General features: G+C 65.1%; 20 protein-coding genes and 1 pseudogene. 10 read left to right on the forward strand and 11 right to left on the reverse strand.

Going from position 1 to position 22717, the window contains the following annotated elements; translation table 11 throughout:
- Window positions 1–10 precede the first annotated feature (10 nt).
- Window positions 11–703, reverse strand: a complete 693-nt coding sequence (gene folE / locus RAD04_RS31100) for a GTP cyclohydrolase I FolE (RefSeq protein ID WP_461617982.1) — start codon at window positions 701–703, stop codon at window positions 11–13.
- A gap of 234 nt (window positions 704–937) precedes the next feature.
- Here folE and RAD04_RS31105 point away from each other — a divergent pair, with 234 nt between their 5' ends.
- Window positions 938–1393, forward strand: coding sequence for an iron-sulfur cluster assembly scaffold protein (locus RAD04_RS31105; protein ID WP_028141104.1), 456 nt, complete (start codon window positions 938–940; stop codon window positions 1391–1393).
- Window positions 1394–1459: 66 nt separating this feature from the next.
- Here RAD04_RS31105 and RAD04_RS31110 read toward each other — a convergent pair whose 3' ends face one another.
- A complete protein-coding gene (locus RAD04_RS31110) occupies window positions 1460–2359 on the reverse strand; it encodes a COG3904 family protein (protein WP_165637401.1) in 900 nt (299 codons plus the stop codon).
- 247 nt (window positions 2360–2606) lie between these two features.
- Here RAD04_RS31110 and yidD point away from each other — a divergent pair, with 247 nt between their 5' ends.
- Window positions 2607–2945: a membrane protein insertion efficiency factor YidD gene (yidD, locus tag RAD04_RS31115; protein WP_461626850.1), complete on the forward strand. Its 339-nt coding sequence runs from the start codon at window positions 2607–2609 to the stop codon at window positions 2943–2945.
- 92 nt (window positions 2946–3037) lie between these two features.
- A complete protein-coding gene (locus tag RAD04_RS31120; RefSeq protein WP_461626851.1) occupies window positions 3038–3277 on the forward strand; it encodes a hypothetical protein in 240 nt (79 codons plus the stop codon).
- Here the strand turns inward: RAD04_RS31120 and RAD04_RS31125 are convergent, their stop codons facing one another.
- On the reverse strand, window positions 3278–4492 hold the full coding sequence (locus RAD04_RS31125; RefSeq protein ID WP_461626852.1) for a hypothetical protein: 1215 nt from the start codon (window positions 4490–4492) through the stop codon (window positions 3278–3280).
- Window positions 4493–4494: 2 nt separating this feature from the next.
- Window positions 4495–5862, reverse strand: coding sequence for an APC family permease (locus RAD04_RS31130; RefSeq protein WP_461626853.1), 1368 nt, complete (start codon window positions 5860–5862; stop codon window positions 4495–4497).
- A gap of 351 nt (window positions 5863–6213) precedes the next feature.
- Between RAD04_RS31130 and RAD04_RS31135 the strand changes: the two genes are divergently transcribed.
- Both RAD04_RS31135 and RAD04_RS31140 read left to right on the forward strand, forming a co-directional pair.
- Window positions 6214–7503 carry an alpha/beta hydrolase gene (locus RAD04_RS31135; protein WP_461626854.1) on the forward strand — a complete coding sequence of 430 codons (1290 nt, stop codon included), beginning with the start codon at window positions 6214–6216 and terminating at the stop codon, window positions 7501–7503.
- Between the two features lie 172 nt (window positions 7504–7675).
- On the forward strand, window positions 7676–8002 hold the full coding sequence (locus RAD04_RS31140; RefSeq protein WP_461626855.1) for a hypothetical protein: 327 nt from the start codon (window positions 7676–7678) through the stop codon (window positions 8000–8002).
- 19 nt (window positions 8003–8021) lie between these two features.
- Here the strand turns inward: RAD04_RS31140 and RAD04_RS31145 are convergent, their stop codons facing one another.
- On the reverse strand, window positions 8022–8399 hold the full coding sequence (locus RAD04_RS31145; protein WP_461617977.1) for a hypothetical protein: 378 nt from the start codon (window positions 8397–8399) through the stop codon (window positions 8022–8024).
- A 91-nt stretch (window positions 8400–8490) separates the two neighbouring features.
- Window positions 8491–9660, reverse strand: coding sequence for an MFS transporter (locus RAD04_RS31150; RefSeq protein ID WP_461626856.1), 1170 nt, complete (start codon window positions 9658–9660; stop codon window positions 8491–8493).
- 184 nt (window positions 9661–9844) lie between these two features.
- Here RAD04_RS31150 and thrS point away from each other — a divergent pair, with 184 nt between their 5' ends.
- From thrS to RAD04_RS31165, 3 genes are all read left to right on the forward strand, one after another.
- On the forward strand, window positions 9845–11899 hold the full coding sequence (gene thrS, locus RAD04_RS31155; RefSeq protein WP_201759664.1) for a threonine--tRNA ligase: 2055 nt from the start codon (window positions 9845–9847) through the stop codon (window positions 11897–11899).
- A 93-nt stretch (window positions 11900–11992) separates the two neighbouring features.
- Window positions 11993–12556 (forward strand): nitroreductase family protein, encoded by a 564-nt coding sequence (locus tag RAD04_RS31160; RefSeq protein WP_461626857.1) that lies wholly within the window; start codon window positions 11993–11995, stop codon window positions 12554–12556.
- A gap of 63 nt (window positions 12557–12619) precedes the next feature.
- The gene (locus tag RAD04_RS31165; RefSeq protein ID WP_461626858.1) at window positions 12620–13888 is read left to right on the forward strand and encodes a serine hydrolase domain-containing protein; all 1269 of its coding nucleotides are present in this window, start codon (window positions 12620–12622) and stop codon (window positions 13886–13888) included.
- Here the strand turns inward: RAD04_RS31165 and RAD04_RS31170 are convergent.
- Both RAD04_RS31170 and RAD04_RS31175 read right to left on the reverse strand, forming a co-directional pair.
- Window positions 13874–16336, reverse strand: coding sequence for a putative bifunctional diguanylate cyclase/phosphodiesterase (locus tag RAD04_RS31170; protein ID WP_461626859.1), 2463 nt, complete (start codon window positions 16334–16336; stop codon window positions 13874–13876). The genes RAD04_RS31165 and RAD04_RS31170 overlap by 15 nt on opposite strands.
- A 1029-nt stretch (window positions 16337–17365) precedes the next feature.
- On the reverse strand, window positions 17366–18217 hold the full coding sequence (locus tag RAD04_RS31175) for a LysR family transcriptional regulator (protein ID WP_461626860.1): 852 nt from the start codon (window positions 18215–18217) through the stop codon (window positions 17366–17368).
- Window positions 18218–18337: 120 nt separating this feature from the next.
- On the opposite strand from RAD04_RS31175, the pseudogene RAD04_RS31180 reads away from it, so the two are divergent.
- Window positions 18338–19265, forward strand: a pseudogene (locus tag RAD04_RS31180) (zinc-dependent alcohol dehydrogenase family protein).
- 36 nt (window positions 19266–19301) lie between these two features.
- Here RAD04_RS31180 and RAD04_RS31185 read toward each other — a convergent pair.
- Both RAD04_RS31185 and RAD04_RS31190 read right to left on the reverse strand, forming a co-directional pair.
- A complete protein-coding gene (locus RAD04_RS31185; protein WP_018322145.1) occupies window positions 19302–19496 on the reverse strand; it encodes a hypothetical protein in 195 nt (64 codons plus the stop codon).
- Between the two features lie 417 nt (window positions 19497–19913).
- Window positions 19914–20987 carry a hypothetical protein gene (locus RAD04_RS31190; RefSeq protein WP_028141122.1) on the reverse strand — a complete coding sequence of 358 codons (1074 nt, stop codon included), beginning with the start codon at window positions 20985–20987 and terminating at the stop codon, window positions 19914–19916.
- 244 nt (window positions 20988–21231) lie between these two features.
- Here RAD04_RS31190 and RAD04_RS31195 point away from each other — a divergent pair, with 244 nt between their 5' ends.
- On the forward strand, window positions 21232–22266 hold the full coding sequence (locus RAD04_RS31195; protein ID WP_461626861.1) for a patatin-like phospholipase family protein: 1035 nt from the start codon (window positions 21232–21234) through the stop codon (window positions 22264–22266).
- Here RAD04_RS31195 and RAD04_RS31200 read toward each other — a convergent pair whose 3' ends face one another.
- The gene (locus RAD04_RS31200; RefSeq protein WP_461626862.1) at window positions 22267–22695 is read right to left on the reverse strand and encodes a CBS domain-containing protein; all 429 of its coding nucleotides are present in this window, start codon (window positions 22693–22695) and stop codon (window positions 22267–22269) included.
- Window positions 22696–22717: the final 22 nt, after the last annotated feature.

The following is a 22717-nucleotide window of genomic DNA, read 5'->3' on the forward strand; positions in this document are numbered from 1 at the left end:
ACTCGCGAGGTCAGCGCTGCAGGCCTCGCACCAGGGACAGGAAACGGGCCTGCTCCGCCGGATTGTCGCGGAACATGCCGGTGAAGCGGCTGGTGAAGGTCGAGGCGCCATGCTTGGCGACGCCGCGCACCGACATGCAGGTATGCTCGGCCTCGATCAGCACCGCGACGCCGCGCGGCTTGAGGACCTCGTCGATCGCAGCCGCGATCTGCGCCGTCAGATGCTCCTGGGTCTGGAGTCTGCGGGCGAAGATGTCGGTGAGGCGGGCGAGCTTGGACAGGCCGACAACACGTTCCACCGGCGTATAGGCGATGTGCGCCTTGCCGTAGAACGGCATCATGTGATGCTCGCATTGCGAGGTGAACTCGATGTCGCGCACCAGGACGAAATCGTCATAGCCGGCGGTCTCGCCGAAGGTGCGGTCGAGCACCTCGGCCGGGCATTGGTGATAGCCCTGATAGAGCTCGTCGAAGGCCTCGACCACGCGGCGCGGCGTGTCGAGCAGGCCCTCGCGCTCGGTGTTCTCGCCGATATAGGCGAGCAGCGTCTTCACCGCCTGTTCGGCCTCGGCACGCGCCGGGCGCGGCTGGTCGGCGCGGACGGCGGCCGCGAGGAATTCGGCAGGGTCAAGCTCGGCCGGGCGGCTCTCGGGCTGCCGGTCGGAGGGCTTATTGGGGCGGATCGATTTGATGGTAGCGTCCATGTCTACTCCGTTCGACGGCCTTGCGGCCGGAGTGTCACCGGCAGACGGGGCGGCATGCCGCCGGACGCCTGAAGAGAACAGTTGAACCCGGCGAAATGGTCCTCACCTCTCCCGTCGGCCGCATGGCTATCGCCACCGCCGCTGGACTGTTTTTCCGCCAGTTCCGACCCTATATAGGACCGTGGACGGCGCCCGCCAAGGCCGATCCGATGCGGAAGTGCTGGACCCCATCACATGCTGAACGACATCTACAACAAGCGGATCATCGAACTGGCCGGGAATATTCCGCGCCTCGGACGGCTGCCGGACCCCGATGCCTCCGCCACCGCCCACTCCAAGCTATGCGGCTCGACCGTGAAGATCGATCTCAAGATGGAGGGCGACAGGGTCACCGACTTCGCTCATGACGTGAAGGCCTGCGCTCTCGGACAAGCCTCCTCATCCATCATGGCAAGTCGCATCGTCGGCTCGACTGCAAGCGAACTCCGTGAGTTACGCGAAACTGTTCGCAAGATGCTGAAGGAGAACGGTGCGCCTCCTGAAGGCAAATGGGAGGAGATCAAGTTCCTCGAGCCGGTCCGCGACTACAAGGCGCGGCACGCCTCGACGCTCCTGACCTTCGATGCGGTGGTCGACGCGATTGGCCAGATCGAAGCCAAGGCCAAGCAGCCAGCTGCGGCGCAGGGCTGAACTGCCCATGTCATTCCGGGGCGTCGCAAAGCGACGAACCCGGAATCACTATCAAGATTTCAGAGCTTACTTCTGCGTCGCCGGAGCCGGCGCGGCCACGCCACCCGTCGGCACCAGGGCTTCCGCCGTCTTGGTCGACTTGGCAGCTTGCGACTGCTCCGGTTCCGCGCCGAACCTCGCCTGCGTCTTCGGCGCAAGCTCCGCCATCGCCGGCGCGGAGATGTCCACATGCGGCAGCACGTCGGCGACGAGGTCGGTCGTCACGAGATTGGTGAGCTTCAGCTCGCCGGCGTCCAGCTCATGCAGGTCTTCCCAGGGCGGCACGCTGAGCGCGAGCGACAGCAAATCGCCGGCTCCGCCCATGTCGAAGGTGTATTTGGCAAGCCGGCCGATGTCGCGTTCCACGATCATCAGGTCCTGCGCGCTGTAGCTCGCCGCCTTCGCATCGTCGGCGCGGTCGCCCATCCAGATCTGATGGACGCGGACATGGGCAGCTTCCGGCACGTAGCGCTTCTTGCCGGCCAGCAGCAGGAACACGCACATGGATTCACAATAGGCCTCCGGCGCAACCGCCGGGCGGGCGGACTGCCCGCCGCGGAGACTTACGCCGACCGTGGTCAGGAGTCCGAGATTGCGGAAGCGTCGGCCGAGGGTGATCGCGTCGTTGACGGAACCGCCGCTGGAATCGAGCACCACGGTGGCGCCGCCGAGCTGCCGTCCGCGGGAAAACTCTTCGAACTCTTTCGGTGTGTCAGCGGTGATGATGCCGACCGCGCTGACCCAGCCGCGGCAGTTCGGCTCGCAGGCAATCCAGTTGAACTTCATCGGGAGCTTGCGCTCTTCGAGAGCAACACCCGCTCGGGCCGATGACCCGAGTGTCGCGACGGCGCCAGCCAGCACGACTCCACAGACGGCGGTTCCCACCAGCAACCAGCCGCGAAGATTAAGGGAGTTCAGAAGTCTCAATCTGGTTCCTTCCCCAAGCCCCTAAGGTCCCCAACAATCCTTGGTAGCGCCCTCTGAGTCCATCATACAGGCGTATGTTTCTACACATGGACGTCACAAAAATGGTATCCGTGGGAATACAGTTCGTCCACAGGTACTTGCTGCACTGCTCCCAAAAAGCACGCAAAATATGGCGTGCAAACAACAGCTTACGGTTCCCTGCGCCGGAACTGTGCAACACCTCGATTAACATCGCAGCAAACCGCACATGAAGCATTCAGCCTGCGAGCATTGTTCCAGTTCGATCGAAGGTGTGCTCCGGCTCCCACGCAGATTCGGCCGTGCGCTGATCTGGCTCTACCGGCACACGCTGTCGCCCCTGGTCGGGTACAATTGCCGGCATCTGCCGACCTGCTCCGTCTATGGCGACGAGGCGATCGAACAGTTCGGGCTCTGGGCCGGCGGCTGGATGACGCTGGCGCGCCTGCTCCGCTGCAATCCGTTCGGCACGTCGGGCATCGACAACGTACCGCTCGCCGCACCGCCAGGCGCACACTGGTATCTGCCATGGCGTTACGGCCGCTGGCGCGGCGTCAATGCATCCTGAGATTGCTGCGATGCTTTGCGCATCGGTGGCCTGAGGGGAACCGCAAGCTTTCTTCCCGCGTTGTTTTGATGCTCCCCCGGGAGGAAATAACAATGCGCTGGAAAATCAGCCCTCATCTTCACTTCAGGCCGTTTCACTTCAGGCTTTCTCACTTCAGGCCTGGGCCCGCCCCCGGCTCCAGGCGGCACCACGACCCCAGAACCTTGGATCTGCTCGCGATCGTCGCCTTGTTGGCGCTCGTGCTTGGCTCCGGCTGGTATCTGGCGACGAGCTTAGCCACCGCGCCGAGCACAACCGCGTTCATCGTGCCGAGCCAGAGCGTGCACTGGTAATTAGCGGAACCAGTAGAAGCGCCCGGGCGGCGGCGGGATCGGCTCGGGCGGCCGCAGCCGTTTCGGACGCGGCGGCTTCGGCGTCGGATCGGCTGACGATGTGGCCTCCCCGCCCGGCGCCGTTTCGGTGCCCGGCACCCTCACCGCCAGCAGCAAATTGGATTCGTGCATCCGCCAGCGGTAGCCGACGCCGAAATCGATCGGCTGGGCCCGCGTGAACAACTCGGAATAGCGCTCCTGGTAGCGGCCGGGGAATTCGTCGATCGGCCCGAGATAGCGGCCGAACGGGAAGAACCGCCATTGCCGCGCGCCGTAGTTCGCAAGCGGAATACCGGAATCGTCCTGAATGATAGTGGCGCTGTTGGCGAGCAGCCAGTCGCGAACGACGGCGAAGTTTCCGGAGTGCATGAGATAGGACGCACTCTTGAGCAGGCTGTTGCCGGGCCCGAGCGTCTCGCAGAATTTCAGGAATCCGGTGTTGCGCGCGCCGGCATTGGAGAGGTCGGTCGAGAAATAATAGAGCGTGCGCGCCTCGCCATCGCTGCCGGCGAAGGTGATGCGAACGCCCCGCGTCGCGTTACGGCCCGGATTGTCGTCGCCGACATGCAAGCCCCCCTTGTCGTCGAGCGCGATCATCTCGACGTTGCGGATGGTCTTGCCGGAGCGCGCCAGGAAAACATAGAGGATCGGCAAGGTGCCGTTGACCTGGTTGGCGTGCAGGTCGACCTTCATCTGCTTGGTGATGAAGAAGGAAAAGCTCAGGATCGAGCCGAGCGAGCGCTCGACATTGTAGAGCGCCGCGCCGACCGCGCCGCGCGGCAGCCGCGTCAAATCGGGCACGGCGCCGACCGGCTCCAGCGCGCCGAGCACGTAGGTGCTGGCCTTGGAATAGAAAGCGTTGGCGTAGAGGAAATCGGGGCCGCTGAACATGTAGAACATGGTCGGCCGGGGCGCGGCGAGATTGACGTCGGCCCAATCGCGGATCTTGGAGAGCTGGCGCTGTTCGAGCTGGGCGAAGGCGCCGTCGAAGAATTTTGCGTGGCGCTGCCAGCCCGGATCCTTCGTGAGCGCCACCAGTGGCGAGTCCGCCGAAGGCTGCATGCCCGCGAGGAAGCGCGCGGTGTCATCGAAGCTCACCTCGGCGGCATGCGCGGACGAGACGGCTGCGGCCAGCAGGGCAAGAGCTGTGGCCACAATTCTGAAGGATCGAAACATGTCTATGCGCGATCGTGTGAATTGCCAACGGCGACCGGCCGCCTGCGGAAAACAGCATAAATCAACAGGCCCGAGAGCATGACGAGCATCCCCGCGAGCGACTGCAGCGGCCGCTCTGTCAACAGGTAGTACATCATGAACGCGGTCACGAGCAGGAAAACCAGCGGCGTGAACGGGTATCCCCAGGCGCGATAGGGCCGCGGCAAATCGGGATCGGTGATGCGCAGCTTGATGACGCCGGCGACCGTGAAGAACGAGCAGAACAACAGTGCGAACTGGATGAAGTCGAGCACCGCCTCGAAGCTGCGCGTGAACAGCAGCAGATTGGCGACGGCGAGCTGAAACAGGATGGCATAGGCCGGCGCGCCGCTGGCCGATCGCTTCGAGAACACGCGCAAGGCGGGAATGTCCTCCCCCATCGTCATCATCACGCGCGGGCCGATCCACATCATCGCGCTGATCGAGGAGATCAGGCCAACGCAGATCATCGCGCCGACGATCCGACCACCGAGGCTGCCGAAGATGGCGCTACCGGCGACGCTGGCGACATCGAGCTGACCGGCAAGCGCACCGACCGGCGTCGAATGGAGAAACACCGCATTCAGCGCGACGTACAGCACGAGCACGATCAGCGTGCCCGCAAGGAGCGCGCGCGGCAGATTTCGCTGCGGCATGTTCATCTCGCCGATGATGTAGGTCGCGGCGTTCCAGCCCGAGAACGAATACATCACGAAGACGAGCCCGATCGCAAACGGCGCGCTGACGATGTGGGCGAGATCGCCCGGCTGCGGCGCGAACGTGATCGGTTGCGGGGCGGCGATGACGAAGCCGGCGACCAGGAAGGCGACGATCAGCGCGACCTTGATGATCGTCGAGATCAGCTGGAAGGTCGAGGAGTGCCTAACGCCGGTCAGTTGCACGAGCGAGACCAGCCATACCACGGCAATGGCGAGCGGGATCGGCGGCAGATCGGGTACGACAGATTTGGCGTATTCGCCGAACGCCATCGCGGCGAGCGCGACCGGCGCTGCGAAGCCCACCGTCGCCGACACCCAGCCGGCGAGAAAGCCGAAGGCGGGATGATAGGCCCGACCGAGGAAATTGTACTCGCCGCTCGAGCGCGGAAACATCGCCCCGAGCTCGCTATAGGCGAACACCCCGCACAGCGCGACGATGCCGCCGACGGTCCACAGCAGCAGGATCGAGAAGCCGGACGGGATGTCCTTGACCTGGAAGCCGAGGCTGGTGAAGACGCCGACCCCGATCATGTCGGCCACGACAATGGCGGTTGCGACCAGAACCGAGACCCCGGTCCCGCTTCCGGTGAGCCGGCCAGTCCAGGGCGCGGTTCCCGCATTTGATGCCGTCATCGGGGTCCTTAGCCTCAGGCGTCGTGCCTCATGGGCGCATCGTGCAGGTTGGCCCAGTCAATTCAAGCAGGGTTAACAAGGGCTAAATGAGGCGACGAAAGCGGGTAATTGAGCACCGCTTATTCCGCCCCCGAGCGATAACGCTGCGCCCACCCCGGGAAATCCCGTTCTTCCCCCCCACAATCAGGACACGATTGCATGGTCCTTTTGAGCGTTCCGGATGTGGGGAAGTTACTCCGGAAGCTTAACGTCACCTAAACGCCGGTCGGCTCAATTGTCTCAATACGCCGATGGACGTGACTTTGGGGTCATGGGTGGATGGTCGGGGCCGTTCCGAAATTGAGAGCTGACATGCGTGCCAACCGGACGACGTCCGGTGCGCGCGGTCGTGCGCTCCGGGCCGGCCTGATCGCAACCTTGGTGCCGCTCTCCCTTACACTGGTTCAATGCGGCAAGGCGCCCAATCCGGCAGCGCTCGCGGCGAACTCGCAGGCCAATGTTCAGGTCGTTGCGAAGACAAATCAGCAAGTCGCGAGCGGCGACACGTTCGAGGATCGCTTCCCCGCCCCGCAATTCGGGGAGCGCTTTCCCTCGGCGAGCGAGAGTTTTCTGCAGCGGCAGATGTCGGACTTCTCGCCGAAGCGCGCCGTGCAGCAACCGCCGCCGGAGCAGGCCCCCTACAAGGTCGCGTCGCTCGAGCCGCAGGTCCCCTACAAGCGTTCGCCCCGCGACGACCTGACGACACTCGTCAGCATGAAATCGTCGGCCTTTCCCTATTTCGGCAACAACCCCGCCTCCGACGCGCCGTTCCTCAACATCGCCAAGGGCGACCGCCGCGGCCATCGCAGCTATTCCGGTCGCGTGTTCTGGCAGGACGAGACCTACAATGACAGCCGCGTGCTGATGCACGTGCCCGAGCATTTCGACGTCCGCAAGCCGGGCGTGATCGTGGTGTTCTTCCACGGCAATGGCGCGACGCTCGAACGCGACGTGCGTGATCGCCAGCTGGTGCCCAAGCAGGTCACCGATTCCGGCGCCAATGCCGTGCTGCTTGCCCCGCAGATGGCGGTCGATGCCGCCGATTCCAGCGCCGGCAAGTTCTGGCAACCGGGCGGCTTCAAGCGCTTCATGGCGGAATCGGCCGACCACCTCGCCCGCGTCACCGGCGATCCCAACAGCGCCCGCGCCTTCGCCAACATGCCGATCGTGATCGTCGGCTACAGCGGCGGCTTCCTGCCGACGGCCTGGAGCCTGGAGGTCGGCGGCATCAGCGACCGCGTCCGCGGCGTCGTGCTGCTCGACGCCGTCTATGGCGAAACGGACAAGTTCGCGTCCTGGATCGAGAGCCATCGTTCCGGCTTCTTCGTCAGCGCCTACACCCGCCACACCGCGCGGCGCGACCGCGAGCTGATGAGCATGCTCCGGCAGAAGGGCATCAGCGTCGCCGAGGACATGGACGGCCCCTTGCGTCCCGGCAGCGTGGTGTTCGTCGAAACCGCCGAAGGCATCACCCATCGCGACTACGTCACCCGCGCCTGGACGCGGGATCCACTCAAGGACGTGCTGGTGAAGATGTCGGCGACGCCGGCGCTGGCGCTGACCCGCGTGGCCGCCACCAGTTCCGGCGCATCGAGCCGATAGGTTTGGATGTTGGTCCAGCCGGTGTCCGGCTGCATTGCCTGCAATTCCCTCAGGCTCTGATCAAAATGTAATGTTGATGGCCGACATCCCCGGGTGCCACCGGATTGCTTCCGCCAGCAAGGCTCATAGTTTGCCGGCCAGTTTGCGATTTGGAATTCGGTGGGGACAGGCAGTGCGTCAGGGATTGTACAAGGTCGACTTCCATACCGTTCATGGAACGGGCTGCGGCGTCGTCTACGTGATGGATGGCAAGATGCGAGGGGGCAATTCCGCTTTCGCCTTCATCGGCACCTATACGGGCGAAGGCGACAGCATCAAGGTCAAGATCTCGACCCAGCGCTACAACGACGACTCCTCCTTCAAAGCGCTGTTCGGCACCGACCGGATCACGCTGGCGCTCGCCGGCCGGGAGGACGGCGACAACGCGGAATTCGAAGGCAACGCGCTGCAGGCGCCGGGCGTTGCCTTCCGGGCCGTGCTGAGCCGGATCAGCGACTGAGCATTAGCTCTTGTCAGTACTAGCTCTTGGGCAGCTTCGGAATGCTCTCGGCAAAGCCGTTGAAGCAGGCCAGCCGCTCGTCCTCTTCCTTGATGAAGCGGCAATCGGCGTAGCCCTTGGCCTTCGCCGGCTTCGGCTTCGGCGCCGGCGCGATCACCGCGTCGTAGCAGTTGAGGCGGTCCTTGGTGCCGTCGTCGAGCTCGAGGCAGGCCTGGAGCCGGGCCGCGATCGACTGCGGCTTGCCCTTCGGCGCTGCGGCCGGCTTGGCCGCCGCCTCTTTGGTCCCTTTGGGCTTGACCTGCACCAAGGGCTTGTCCCCCACCATCGGTGGCTTGTCGGCTTGCGCAAACGCGGAGGCTGAATAGAGCACCGCGGCAACCGCCAGAATCATCCTCATTTCAGTCAACTCTCTTTGGTCCCCATGACCGGCGTTCTAGCGCTCCCGCGCGCGGTTTGCCAAGCACATTGCGTACACGAAGCCGCGGGATTCAGGCCATTGCAGCCGCAGGCCGGGGCCGGGTCAGGACCACCAGGATCAGCGCCAGCACGACGAAACCGACCGCGACGAAGCCGAGCGGATGCAGGAGCTCGCGGGCGAACAGCAGCCCGCCGACGGCGGAGCCGACCGCCTGGCCGATGTAGAGAACGGACGTATTGAGCGCGACGGTCGCCGAGGCCAGCGGCGGCGCGGCCGCGACCAGCCGCACCTGCTGCATCGAATTGGTCGAGGCAAAGCCGAGGCCCCAGATCGCGACTCCGACCGTCATGAAAGCAAGCGTGCCGGCGCCGAGCGCCCAGCCCGTGATGCCCGCAAGCAGCAGGCAGGTGAACAGCAGCGAGGTCCGATAGGGTCCCGAGGTGTCGACGATGCGGGTGGCGATGACGACGCCGAGGAAGCCGCAGACGCCGTAAAGCGCGAACACCATGCCGATCGCATCGGGACCGGCGCCAGTGAGCTTCTTGAGCAGCGGGCCCATGAAGGTGAACACCACGAACTGCCCCGACATTTGCAGCATGGTGATCGCCAGCAGCAGCAGAATCGTCCTGTTGCGGGCGACCTCGCGCCAGGTCTTCAGATCCACCGGCGCGCCCTTCAGGCCTGCCGGCAACCGCAGCATCAACAGGAGGAAACTGATGCAACCGAGCACGCCGATCTCGCCATAGGCCGCGCGCCAGCCGTAGCGGCTGGCAATGAAGGTGATCAGCGGAAGGCCGACGGCGGCAGCCAGCGACCAGCCGAGGAAGATATAGGCGATGGTGCTGCCCCGCCGCTCCACCGGCACGATCAACGCCGCCGTGCCGGCGGCCTGCGGTGTGTAGAGCGCACCGACCGCGAGCATCACGAGACGGATGGCGAGGAGGCTGGTGTAATCGGGTGCAAAGGCCGAGGCGAGATTGCCGAAGGCGAGCACCGCCAGCGTCGTCGTGAGCAGCGTCCGCCGTTCGATGCGGCTCGTCAGCCAGGCCGTCAGCGGCGAGCCGATGCACAGCGTGATCGCGCCGAAGGTGATGAGGAGCCCCGCCGCATGAATGCTGACGTCGAGCCCCGTCGCCAACTCCGGCAGCATGCCCGCCGGGGCCAGCACCGAGCAGCCGGTGACGAGATTGCCGAGCATCAAGGCGGTTGGCGCGAAACGCGGGGCGCGTGCATTTTCCATGCAACTGCATGTAGACCGGCCGCCGGGCCAGTTAAAGGGCCGGTGCGAAATAGTTCGTGCGCGCGCCCGTTTTATGCGCCGATTTTCTTGGAATTGCCGGATTGCGCAGGCCGAATCGCCTGATATATCGCTCGTTCCCGCTTACCTGCGCTCGTTCGCAGGAGTGAGCCTCAGGAGAAAAGCAATGACCGACCAGTCCAAGGACCAGCCGAAGTCCGAATCCGGCTTCCAATATTCCCTCAGCAATCTGAAGCCCGTGACCCCCGCCGCCAAAGTTACCCTCACCTTCCCGGACGGCGCCCAGCGCCAATACGACCAGAGCATCACCGGCCTCGATATCGCCAAGGGCATCTCGCCGTCGCTGGCCAAGCGCACGGTCGCGATGGCGCTCGACGGCGTGGTCGCCGACCTCAACGATCCCATCGAGGCCGACGCCAAGCTCGAGCTGATCAGCCGCGACGATCCGCGCGCGCTCGAATTGATCCGCCACGACTGCGCCCACGTGCTGGCTGAGGCCGTGCAGACGCTGTGGCCGGGCACGCAGGTCACCATCGGTCCCGTGATCGAAAACGGCTTCTATTACGACTTCTTCCGCAACGAGCCGTTCACGCCGGAAGACTTTGCCGCGATCGAGAAGAAGATGCGCGAGATCATCGCGCGCGACAAACCTTTCACCAAGGAAGTCTGGGACCGCGAGAAGACCAAGCAGGTGTTCCGCGACAAGGGCGAGGCCTTCAAGGTCGAGCTGGTCGACGCCATTCCCGGCACCGAGCCGATCAAGATCTACTATCAGGGCGACTGGTTCGATCTGTGCCGCGGCCCCCACATGACCTCGACCGGCAAGGTCGGCAACGCCTTCAAGCTGATGAAGGTGGCCGGCGCCTATTGGCGCGGCGACAGCAACAACCCGATGCTGACCCGCATCTACGGCACCGCCTTCGCCAAGCAGGAGGACCTCGACGCCTACCTGAAGCAGATCGAGGAAGCCGAAAAGCGCGACCATCGCAAGCTCGGACGCGAGCTCGACCTCTTCCACTTCCAGGAGGAAGGTCCGGGCGTCGTGTTCTGGCACGCGAAGGGCTGGACCGTCTTCCAGCAGCTGATCGCCTATATGCGCCGCCGCCTGACCGGCGATTACAGCGAGGTCAACGCGCCGCAGATCCTCGACAAGTCGCTGTGGGAGACCTCGGGCCATTGGGGCTGGTACCGCGAGAACATGTTCGCGGCGCAGTCGGCCGGCGACGAGGCCGAGGACAAGCGCTGGTTTGCGCTCAAGCCGATGAACTGCCCGGGTCACGTGCAGATTTTCAAGCACGGCCTGAAGAGCTACCGCGACCTGCCCTTGCGCCTCGCCGAGTTCGGCGTGGTGCATCGCTATGAGCCCTCCGGCGCCATGCACGGCCTGATGCGCGTGCGCGGTTTCACCCAGGACGACGCGCATATCTTCTGCACCGAGGACCAGCTCGCCGAAGAGTGCCTGAAGATCAACGAGCTCATCCTGTCGACCTATGCCGATTTCGGCTTCACCGGCGATCTCACGGTGAAGCTGTCGACGCGGCCGGACAAGCGCGTCGGCACCGACGAGATGTGGGATCACGCCGAACGCGTGATGGCGACGGTTTTGCGCGAGATCCAGTCGCAGAACAATCACATCAAGACCGAGATCAACCCGGGCGAAGGCGCCTTCTACGGGCCGAAGTTCGAATATGTGCTGCGTGACGCCATCGGCCGCGACTGGCAGTGCGGCACCACGCAGGTCGACTTCAACCTGCCGGAGCGGTTCGGCGCGTTCTACATCGACCATGACGGCGGCAAGAAACCGCCGGTGATGGTGCACCGTGCGATCTGCGGCTCGATGGAGCGCTATATCGGCATCCTGATCGAGCACTATGCCGGCAACTTCCCGCTCTGGCTCTCGCCGGTGCAGGCGGTGGTCACGACCATCACCTCGGAAGGCGACGAGTACGCCAAGGTGGTGATGGAGCAGGCACGCCGCGCCGGGCTTCGGGTCGAGATCGACCTGCGCAACGAAAAAATCAACTACAAGGTCCGCGAGCACTCGCTGGCCAAGATCCCGGCACTGCTCGTGGTCGGCAAGAAGGAGGCCGAAACGCATTCGGTCTCGGTCCGCCGCCTCGGCAGCGACGGCCAGAAGGTGATGACGACCGAGGAGGCGATCGCCGCCCTGGTCGACGAGGCAACCCCGCCGGACGTCAAGCGGGTGCGGGGCGCGGTCTGATCCCTGAAATCGATCTAAACTCGCTTCCGGTTGCGGGCGTGCATGCTTATCTCCGCATGGCACGCCCGACGACCAGTTGAAGAGGATCTCCCAGTGCCCGACGCCATCGAACTTCTGAAGACCCGCCGCTCGGTCAAGCCGCGCGAGATGACCGGGCCTGGCCCCTCCGCGGCCGAGCTCGAGACCATCCTCACCATCGGCGCGCGCGTGCCCGACCATGGCAAGCTCGCGCCCTGGCGCTTCATCGTCTTCGAGGGCGATGCCCGCCAGCGCGCCGGCGAGGTGATCGCGAAGGTGTTTGCCCGGAAGAATCCCGGCGCGCCCGCCGCCGACGTCGAGATTGAGCGCAAGCGCCTCACCGACGCCCCGCTGGTGATCGGCATCGTCAGCTTCACCAGGCCGCATCCGAAGGTGCCGGCGTTCGAGCAGGAATTGTCGGCCGGCGCCAGCGCCATGAACATCGTCACGGCCGCGACCGCGCTCGGCTACGGCGCCTGCTGGCTGACCGGCTGGTTCTCGTTCGATCGCGACGTGCTCGACGGTCTCGGTCTCAAGCCCGACGAAAAGCTCGCCGGCTTCATCCACGTGGGCAAGCCGACCAAGCCGAGCGAAGACCGTCCGCGACCGTTCCTTTCGGAAATCGTGACGCGTTTTTAATCGAAGGCTTGTTGACGCCTCTGGCGTCTTGCGGCTTTGATCCCGGCAAGGGAGGAAGCCCGAATGAGACGCCGTGAATTTCTGGTCGGGGCCGCGCTGCTCGCCGGCACGATGGCGCGAAGCCGGGCCGCCGACATCCCCGCCCCGTCGCCCGACGGGCTCGACCGCATTACGGCGTATTTCAACGACGAGGTGGGAAGCGGCCGGCTGCCGGGCGCGGTGATCCTGGTGCAGCAGCACGGCAAGCCGGTCTATCTGAAGACGTTTGGCGTGCGCGACGTCAGGACCAGTCTTGCGATGACGCCGAACACGATCTTCGCGATCCACTCGATGACCAAGCCGATCACCTGCCTTGGCGCGATGATGCTGATCGACGAGGGCAAGCTCGCGCTCACCGACCCCGTGTCGAAATACGTTCCCCTGTTTGCCGACACCAAGGTCGGCCTCGAAGTCACCCTGCCGGACGGCAAGCTGGAGCTCGATCTCGTGCCGCCGGTCCGCCCCGTCAACATCGAGGATTTGCTGCGGCACACCTCGGGCATCAGCTACGATTATATCGGCGGCAAATGGGTCGAGCAGGCCTACAAGGCCGCCAACATCTTCGAAGGTGCCTTCAACAACCGCGAATTCGCCGACCGCATCGCCAAGCTGCCGCTGGCGCGGCAGCCGGGAACGCTGTGGCGCTACGGCCATTCCACCGACGTGCTCGGCAGCGTCATCGAGATCATCTCGGGCCAGACGCTGTACCAATTCCTGAAACAGCACATCTTCGACCCACTCGGCATGAGCAGCACCAAATTTACGCTGGCGACCGAGGACGAGCTCGCGCGGATGGCGCGGCCGCTGCCGAACGATTTCATCCTGCTCGCCGCCGAGCGTGACCGCCTCGATCATCCCGAATGGCAGTCCGGCGGCGGCGGCCTGCTCTCGACCATCACCGACTATCAGCGCTTCTCGCAGATGCTGCTGAACGGCGGCGAATTCGAGGGCAAGCGCTATCTCAGCCCTGCCGCGTTCAAGGCCATGACGACCGATCACATCGGACCCGGCTCCGGCGTCGGACGCGATTATTTCTATTTCCCGGGCGACGGCTTCGGCTATGGCTATGGCCTTGCGGTGCGGACCGATCCCGGCAACGCCAAACCGCCGCCGCCGGGCTCGCTCGGCGAGTTGAAATGGGACTCAGGGAGCGGCACCTATTTCGGCGTCGATCCCAAGCTCGACATGGTCTACCTCATGATGCAGCAGACCCAGAACGAGCGCAGCCGCATCACACCCGCCTTCAAGGCGCTGGTCTACGACTGCTACCCCGAGGGACTACGCCGCCCGTGAGGCGCGCTGACCGAAATCGGCGAGCAGCTTTGCGATCTCGGCCGCCGGCCGTGCCGCGCTGAACAGAAAGCCCTGCACCTCGTTGCAGCCCTCGGCGCGCAGCCAGTCGAGCTGATCCTCGGTCTCGACGCCCTCCGCGGTCGTGGTGATGTTGAGGCTGCGGCCGAGCCCGGAGATCGCGCGCACGATCGCGCTGCAATCGGGCCGCTGCGCCAGATCCTTGACGAAGGAGCGGTCGATCTTGATCTTGTCGAACGGGAAGCTCCTGAGATAGCTCAGGCTGGAATAGCCGGTGCCGAAATCATCCATGGAGATGCTGACGCCGAGCTCACGGAGCTGGTGCAGGATGGCGAGATTGGCATCGGTCTCGGCCAGGAAGATCGACTCCGTGATTTCGAGCTCGAGCCGCCGCGGCGACAGGCCGGACTGCGCCAGCGCCGAGATCACGATTTGAACCAGGTTGCGGCTGCGGAATTGCGCCGGCGACAGATTGACCGCGACCTTGACGTCGGCAGGCCATTTGACGGCCTCGGCGCAGGCTTCGCGCAAGACCCACTCCCCTAGCTGCGTGATGAGGCCGATATCCTCGGCAACCGGAATGAACTCCGCCGGCGAGATCATGCCCTTGTCCGGATGACGCCAGCGCAGCAGCGACTCGAAGCCGGAGATGCGGTCGGAGGCGATCGACACCAGGGGCTGATAGTGCAGCTCGAACTCGCCATTGGCGAACGCACGGCGCAGATCGAGCTCCATGTCGCGGCGCTTCTGCGCCTGCAGGTCCATCTCGCGCTCGAAGAAATGGTGCACGCCGCCGCCGTCGGACTTCGCCCGGTACAGCGCCATGTCGGCATTGCGCATCAGCTCTTCCGGCGTCGTGCCGTCGCCCGGCGACAGCGCGATGCCGATGCTGGCACCGATCACCATCTCCTGGCCGTCGAGATCATAGGGCGCCTTCAGCATGTCGATCAGCAGGCCAGCGCAGGCGCTGGCCTCGTTCGGCGAGACGTCGGCGGCAAGGATCACCGCGAATTCGTCGCCGCCGAGCCGGGCCGCCAGATTGCCGCCGCGGACAGCAAGGGTCAGGCGTTCGGCGACGTCCTTGAGCAGGCGATCGCCGACGGGATGACCGAAGGAATCGTTGATGTTCTTGAACAGGTCGAGATCGATGTAGAGCACGCCGACTCGTTTTCCCGCCGCCTGCTCGAGCGCCTGCTTCAGGCGCTCCTGGAAATATTCGCGGTTCGGCAGGTCGGTGAGGCCGTCATGGTGGGCCATGTGCGCGATGCGGGCCTCGGCCTTGCGCCGCTCGGTAATGTCGACCACCGCGACCAGATAGCCGTCGCGATCGTCGAAGGCGACGCGGCGGCCGAAGGTGAGCACCTCGATCTCGCTGCCGTCGGCGCGCAAATGCCGCCAGTTGCGCGAGGAGTGGTAGGCCTCGCCGACGCGCTCCAGCGCCTCGGCGTGGCTGTCCCACTCGTCTTCCGGCCAGATCTCGTGCAGCTTCATGCGCAGGAAGGTGGCGCGGCTGTAGCCGTAATGCTGGACCGCGGCGTCGTTGACGCCAAGGAATTCCTTGGTCTGCGCATCGAACACCCACATCGGCATCGGGTTGCTGTCGAACAGCAGGCGGAACGAGGCGTCGCGCCGCTTCAACGCGGTGACATCGGAGATCGTCAGCGATACCACATCGGCGAAGGCCGTTGCGCTGAGCCGGAGGTGACGTCCATCGCTTTCGATCTCGAGCTGCTCGCCGCGGCCGCCCGCGACGGCCTTGAGCAGAAAGTCCATGATCTCGGGCGAGGCCAGCAGCGTGTTGCCCTCGCCGATCCGCCGCCACAACAGGTTTCCGGTCGCGACATTCAGCAGCGCGCTTGCGCTGTTGTTGTGGTGCACGACCTGGAGATCGGACGGCTTGCCGCCGGCATCGCGCAGCGTGGCCAGCGAGATCACCGCATCGTCGGTCGAGGCGAAGATCGCATCCAGCAGATTGTACTGCGTGCCGCGCTCGTTGATATAGGCGCCGACCAGCGTGGCGCCCCAGCGCGAGGCCGTCGGCAGCGCCAGCACATCGTAGGTCCGGACCATGCCGTCGCGCACGCAATGCGCGCTGGCCTGATACGGTCGTCCGTTGGCAAGCGCGCTCGTCGCCGCTTCCGACAGCGCGGTGGCGCAATCCGGCGACAATTCGGCGACGGGGATATCCCAGCGCTCCTCGCCGAGCCATTTCTGCACGTAGCGTCCGCTGCGCGACAGTTCGAGCGTGCCGTCGTTCCTCAATAGCGCGATGTGATCGGCGAGCCGTCCGAGACTGCCGAGCATCACGTCCTCATAGCGCGGCAGCCGATCGCCCGGCTTCAGTGCGGCACGCCATTTGCGCTGAAGCACCGGGATGTCGTCAAACATTTCGGCGGCCGGTTTTCCCGACACTTTCTTCGCGGCATTCATGGCAGTCCCCAACGCACTTTCCCGGCGCATCCAATGCAGCTGCGCTTAACGACATGTAAAAAGGCCGCAGGCGCGGGTTCCATTCGGTCATTATGACAGTTTTAAGTCCGGTGTTGGTTAGTGGGCGTTAGAGACTATGACGGTGATGCGAAGCTCTCGTGTCCCGGACGCGCTGCAGCGTTCTTACGCTGCTGCGCAGAGCCGGGACCCAAAGGCCACGGCACTCGCTGCTACATGGGCCCCGGCTCTGCAGCGCACCGCCGAACCGGACGATGCTTCGCATCGCCGGGAAAGCGCTGCGCTGCGTCCGGGGCACGAGACCGTTGGCGAATGACTGACATGGGATCGCATCCTCGCGGCGCATTCGCCCGAGCTTTGCTTCATCGCCTCACCCTCAATTGAAAGAGGGCGCAGGGAAGGCCGGGTGCCGGCTGGCACCCGCGGTCCACTGTGCGAAACCTGCGTGACAAGAAGTTGCACAGCGGCATACAGGTGTAGCCAGGACATCCGGCCTTCCCTGCGCAGTGGTTTTACGGCTTATGTCGTGCTCTCCCCGGGGAGCGTTGCACTATTGCCCCCGTCGCCTTGCGGATGGCTGACGGATGCGTCCGGTTGGACGACATCCATCACCGCAAGACTTGACGCACAGACCCCGGGCGTCAGGACCACACGATTTTGCCGTACGCGGATCACACCGGTCGTGTGCGCGAGGTCTTCGCTCACGGTTGCCCGCCCTGCGAAGCCCTTCGCGCCGATGCCATCAGCGTCCACCGCCGCCCGGCCCGCGTTCGTGACGATCGCGATACGCCCCTCTTCGTTGGGCCAGGTTGCCGCGACACATACGCGATTTCCGAATTTCGGTAAAGTGGAATATTTTCACCGCCGCGCGTTGACCCAGGGCTCGCGTGTTTTGCCCGCCGGGCAGCGCAAGATCTTGTAGCCCGGATGGAGCGCAGCGCAATCCGGGAGTCCTGCTATGAGGCACAAAGGCCCCGGATTACGCTCTCGCTCCATCCGGGCTACGGAGCCTCAGCCCGCGAGCCGTTCGATCACGATATCGAGCAGCGCGCGCAGACGGGCGAGGCGCCTGAGATCGCGGTGATAACCGACATAGGTGTCGCGGCCGGGCGGCGCCGTTCCGATGTCGAACGCGACCAGACGGCGGTCGCGGTCGCCGAGCGGACGCGGCAGCACGGCAAAGCCGTCACCGCTGGCGCAAAGCTCGGCCTGCACCTGCCTGTTGTTGCTGCGCGAGGCGATTGCCGCATTCGGCAGCGCGCGCTTCAGCCAGACGGCGTCCGGCATGTCGGCGAACTCGGCATTCATCGTCACGACGCGGACAGCGCCGCCGTCGCCGGCGCGCGGCGGCTTACTGCCTTTCTTGCCGTAGAGCGCGTAGGGTATGTGCAGCAGCTTTCTGGAGATCACCTCGGGCTCGCTGAACGGCTTGATGCGGAAGACGAGATCGGCTTCACGCCGCGGCAGGCTGTAGAGCCGCGCATCGGTCAAGAGCTCCACCGTCACCTTGGGGTGACGCTTGCCGAACGCGGCGATCACCGGCGACAGCATCACCGTCCCGAACCAGTCCGACGACGACAGCCGCAACAGGCCGTCGAGCTCCGTCTCCGCGCCGGATACGTGACGCTCCAGTGCGAGTGCCTCGTCCTCGATCCGCTCGGCATGGCGAAGCACGGCAGCGCCCTCGTCGGTCAGCACCAGGCCATCCGCCGTGCGCTGGAACAGGGTCTGACCCAACGAGGTCTCGAGCGCGCGAAGCCGCCGGCCCATCGTCGGCTGGGTCTGGCCGATTTTTCGTGCGGCAGCGCCGAGCGTGCCTTCGCGCGCAATTGCCAGGAAGATGCGCAGATCGCTCCAGTCCATCAGGATTCCCGCCATACAAAAATGTATGACGAGCGTACAGCCTTGTTCCTTCTCATGCAAAATTTCATGGGCATATTGAGCCGATCACGGAGCAAGACGATCATGACGAGACAATCGACAATGCGCGCCGGCGTCCTGGAGACCCACAAGGCTCCCTTGCGCCTCTCAACCATCTCCACGCCCGAGATCGGCCCGCACGACGTGCTGGTGCGGGTGCGCGCGAGCGGGGTCAATCCGCTCGACACCAAGATCCAGGCGGGGGCCGCGGCGCATGCGCGCCATCCGCTGCCGGCGATTCCGGGGATCGATCTCGCCGGCGTGGTCGAACTGGCCGGGCGCGAGGTGACGCGGTTCAGGCCGGGCGACGAGGTCTACGGCATGACCGGTGGTGTCGGCGGGGTACAGGGATCGCTGGCCGAATTCGCCGCGGTCGACGCCGATCTCCTCGCGTTGAAGCCTGTAAATCTCAGCATGCGGGAAGCCGCGGCCCTGCCGCTGATCGTCATCACGGCCTGGGAAGGCCTGATCGACCGGGCGGCGCTGAGGGCGGGCCAGAAGGTATTGATTCATGGCGGTGCGGGCGGCGTCGGTCATGTCGCGGTCCAGATCGCGCGCGCTTTCGGAGCGGAGGTGTTCGCAACCGGCTCGCCGTCGCAGCGCGCCACCATCGAAGGTCGCGCAGCATACCGGCGGCCGCGGCTTCGACATCGTCTACGACACCGTCGGCGGCAAGATGCTCGACGCCTCCTTCGAAGCGGTGCGCCGCTTCGGCCATGTGGTGAGCGCGCTCGGCTGGGGCGCGCATGCGCTTGCGCCGCTGTCATTCCGGGCGGCCACCTATTCCGGTGTGTTCACGTTGCTGCCGCTGCTATCGGGCGAAGGCCGTGTGCATCATGGAGAGATCATGGCGGAAGCCACGCGCCTCGCCGAGGCCGGCAAGCTCGTGCCGCTGCTCGACGCCAGGCGTTTTACGCTGGAAAACGTCGACGACGCCTATGCGCTGATCAGGGATCACGCCGCCAAGGGCAAGCTGGTCGTCGATGTCTGAGGTAAAGCGGTAGCCCGAATAGAGCTGTGCGCGCCGCTAGTCCTCGCTGGACGCGGCGGAGCGGTTGCGCAAGTAGGCCTGCGACAACAGGAAGAACAACGCGCGCTCGCCATGATATTTGGCGGAGGGCCGGGTGCGCTCGAAGCCATCGGCAAAGATCTTGCCGGACTGGTCGCACACCTGCCATCGCCAGCCAAACCGCTTGCGCCTGGTGAGGATCACTTCGAACATGCCGACGAGCTTGGTCCCCTGCTCCTTGCCGGTCTCGCAAAGGCATCAAGCCCCTGCTCCGGCCTCCCCCATTAGACGGATGCCCGACATATAACCCAGCGGAGTGGAAAGAGAATAAAATTGATGATCGGAAATACGTCTCTTGCACCGTTGTGATGAAGACGCGAGGTGTGGGAATAAGCTTTCGCCAGCGGTGTTTTCTTCGGCCCCAGGAGAGCAATCAGCTGGCGCTTGCAGTATTCAAAGCAGAACACAGGGCGCGATGGGGGATGAGCACTTACTCACCAGCCCCCATGACCGACGCGACGGTAACAGGAGATGCACGCTCGTGCGCTCGATGAGAATTTCTACGCCGGCCGTCAGGTCGGTGTCAGGTTGCAGGCGGCACCGCCGCCAGGACCCTAGCGCGCAAAGGCCTTAGCGCGCGACGACTTCGACCTCGCCGTCGACGCCGTTGACGACATTGAATCCGCGCTCGTAGACCTTGCCCTCGTTCTTGGCGATGGCGCGGTATTCTCCTTCGGAGAGCACGACGCGCGGGAAGGCGCCGATCGATTCCTTGATGACGTCGCCGCCCGGGGTCAGCACCGACCAGGCGGTGTTGGCAAGCGCCTCGCCGCCCCTGTCGCTGACCAGCTTGAGGGTGATCACGGCAGCACGGTGGGTGATGGTGACGTCGGTGAGCTTGCTGGCCTGGACGCGGATGTCGGAGCGCACCACCGAATTGGCGTCGCCATAGTTGGAGATGATGTAGTAGGTGCCCTCCGGCAGCAGCACGACGTCGCCGGCGGCGACGTTCGGCACCAAGGAGGCGCGCTCGCCGGATTCGAACTGGCTGCCCTTGTAGATCGCGAACGAGATCTGGTTCTGCGGAATGCGGCTGGTGCCGACCCGGCCCTCGATCCGCAGGCCTCCGGCTGGCAGCACGAAGGACTCGCGGTCGGTCTCGGCCTTCAGGCTGACGGTGCGCACCGCGCTGACGAGGCCGAAGGCGACGTGCACGACGTAATTGCCCGGCGGCAGCACGATGTTGGGCGTGGCGCTGCGGTCCTCGCGGATCAGCTTGAAGGTGCCGTTCTCGTCGGGACGGTCGGCAAACACGCGCCAGACCAGGCCGCTGGTGATCGCCGGAGAATCCTTGCCGTATTTCGCGGTCAGCGACAGCACGCCCTGCCCGGGCACGGCCGCGTTGAGCGGGGCGGCCGGCGGCACGGTCGTGACCGCGGGCGGCGGCATGCTCGGGGTGGTCGGCTGCATCAGGGTCGGCGGCAGGCTCGGGGGGCCTGCGCCCGGCCCGGAGGGCGGCGCCAGGCTGACGGCACCACCGGGGTCTGGTACCGAAGCCGGCGGGACCGGCGGCGGACGATCCGAGAAAAGCTGAGCCTGCGCAGCGTTTTGGCCTGAGGTAACGAGGCACGCGGCAAGGATCAGCGCCGGCAGCAGCCTGCCGCTGCGCCGCCATCCGATGATGCCGTCACCCCCGCGTGTCATGCCCCCTGCTTTTCACCGAAAACGCGGCAAATTCAAGCCTCTGAAACCCCAGGAAATACGGACCCGTGCAGATCGATGGAACCCGATTGACGCCTGCGTGATTACACCAGAGCAACCGTCCCTCGCCATACTCCTGCCCCGTGCCCTTTCCAAAGCGGCATAAACCATGCTTCGCGCCTGATATGGCGAAGCGCAAATGCGGTGCCTAGTCTGACGGTGCAGGCCCCGGCGTAGGAGAGTTTCGGTGCTAGACATCTTGAAGGGGCGTGGCGCGAACGGCTCGAACGGTGAGAAGATTGGCCTTGGCCCCACCCGCCGGCCGGTCATCGGCCTCGCCCTCGGCGGCGGCGCGGCGCGCGGCTTTGCCCATCTCGGAATCCTGAGGACCTTGATCGCCAACGGCATCGTGCCCGACGTCGTGGTCGGCACCTCCATCGGCGCCGTGGTCGGCGGCCTGCATGCGGCCGGCCGGCTCGACACGTTCGAAGAGTGGGGGCGCAGCCTGCAAGGGATGCGCAACATCCTCGGCTATCTCGACATCCGCCTCAACGGCTCCGGCCTGCTCGGCGGTGAGAAGCTGGCGGCCCGCCTCGTGAACGCGGTCGGACAGACCCTGATCGAGGACCTGCCCATCAAGTTCGCAAGCGTCGCGACCGAGGTCCGCACCGGCCACGAGATCTGGCTGACACGCGGCCGCGTCGTCGATGCGATGCGTGCGTCCTACGCCCTGCCCGGCATCTTCTCGCCCGTCCTGATCGGCGACCGCTGGCTGGTCGACGGCGCGCTGGTGAACCCGGTGCCGGTCTCGGCCGCCCGCGCGCTCGGCGCCGAAATCGTCATCGCCGCAAATCTTTCCAGCGACATCTTCACCCATTCCACGACGATCTATTCGCACGGCGCACCGCCCACGCCGGTCGCTCCGGGGGCCGAGGAGCCGACGGCCAAGCGGCGCTTCCCGCGCCTGTTCTCGCCCGAGAGGACGATGAAGCGCGAGTTCTTTGGGGGCAACGGCCGGCCCGGCATCTCCTCGGTGATGGTGGATGCCTTCAACATCATGCAGGACCGCATCACCCGCGCGCGCCTTGCCGGCGATCCTCCGGATCTGCTGATCACGCCGCGGGTCGGCCAGTTCGGCTGGTTCGACTTCCACCGCTCCGAAGACCTGATCGCTCACGGCACCCGCGCCGCGGAGCGTGCGCTGGAGTCGATCCAGGAGGCGATCCATGTGCTGGCGCCGGCGCCCGAAGGCACCGCGCCGAAAGCGGGCGAGCAGACCTGATCAGGCCGTCTTGATGTAGTCGCGCAGGGCTTCCTGCTCGGACTCGTATTCCTGGACCCGGCGCTTGACGATGTCGCCGATCGAGATCAGGCCGACCACCTTGCCGTTGTCGATCACGGGCAGATGGCGGAACTTGCCCGACGTCATCATCTCCATGAGCTCGGCGACCGTGTCGGTCTCCTTGCAGGTCACCACCTTACGGGTCATGACCTGAGCGACCGGCTCCTCCAGCGCGCCGGCGCCGCGCTCGCCGATCACGCGCACGATGTCGCGCTCCGACAGGATGCCTTCCAGCCGGCTCTGGTTCATCACCAGCACCGCGCCGATCTTCTTCTCACCGAGCAGTTTGACCGCGGTAACCAGCTTCGCGTCCGGCTCGACGCTCACGATCTGGTGGCCCTTGGTGTTGAGAATGGAACGTACCGTCATTGTAGCCTCCCTGAATCGGAGC

The organism is Bradyrhizobium sp. 25ACV (assembly GCF_054863005.1).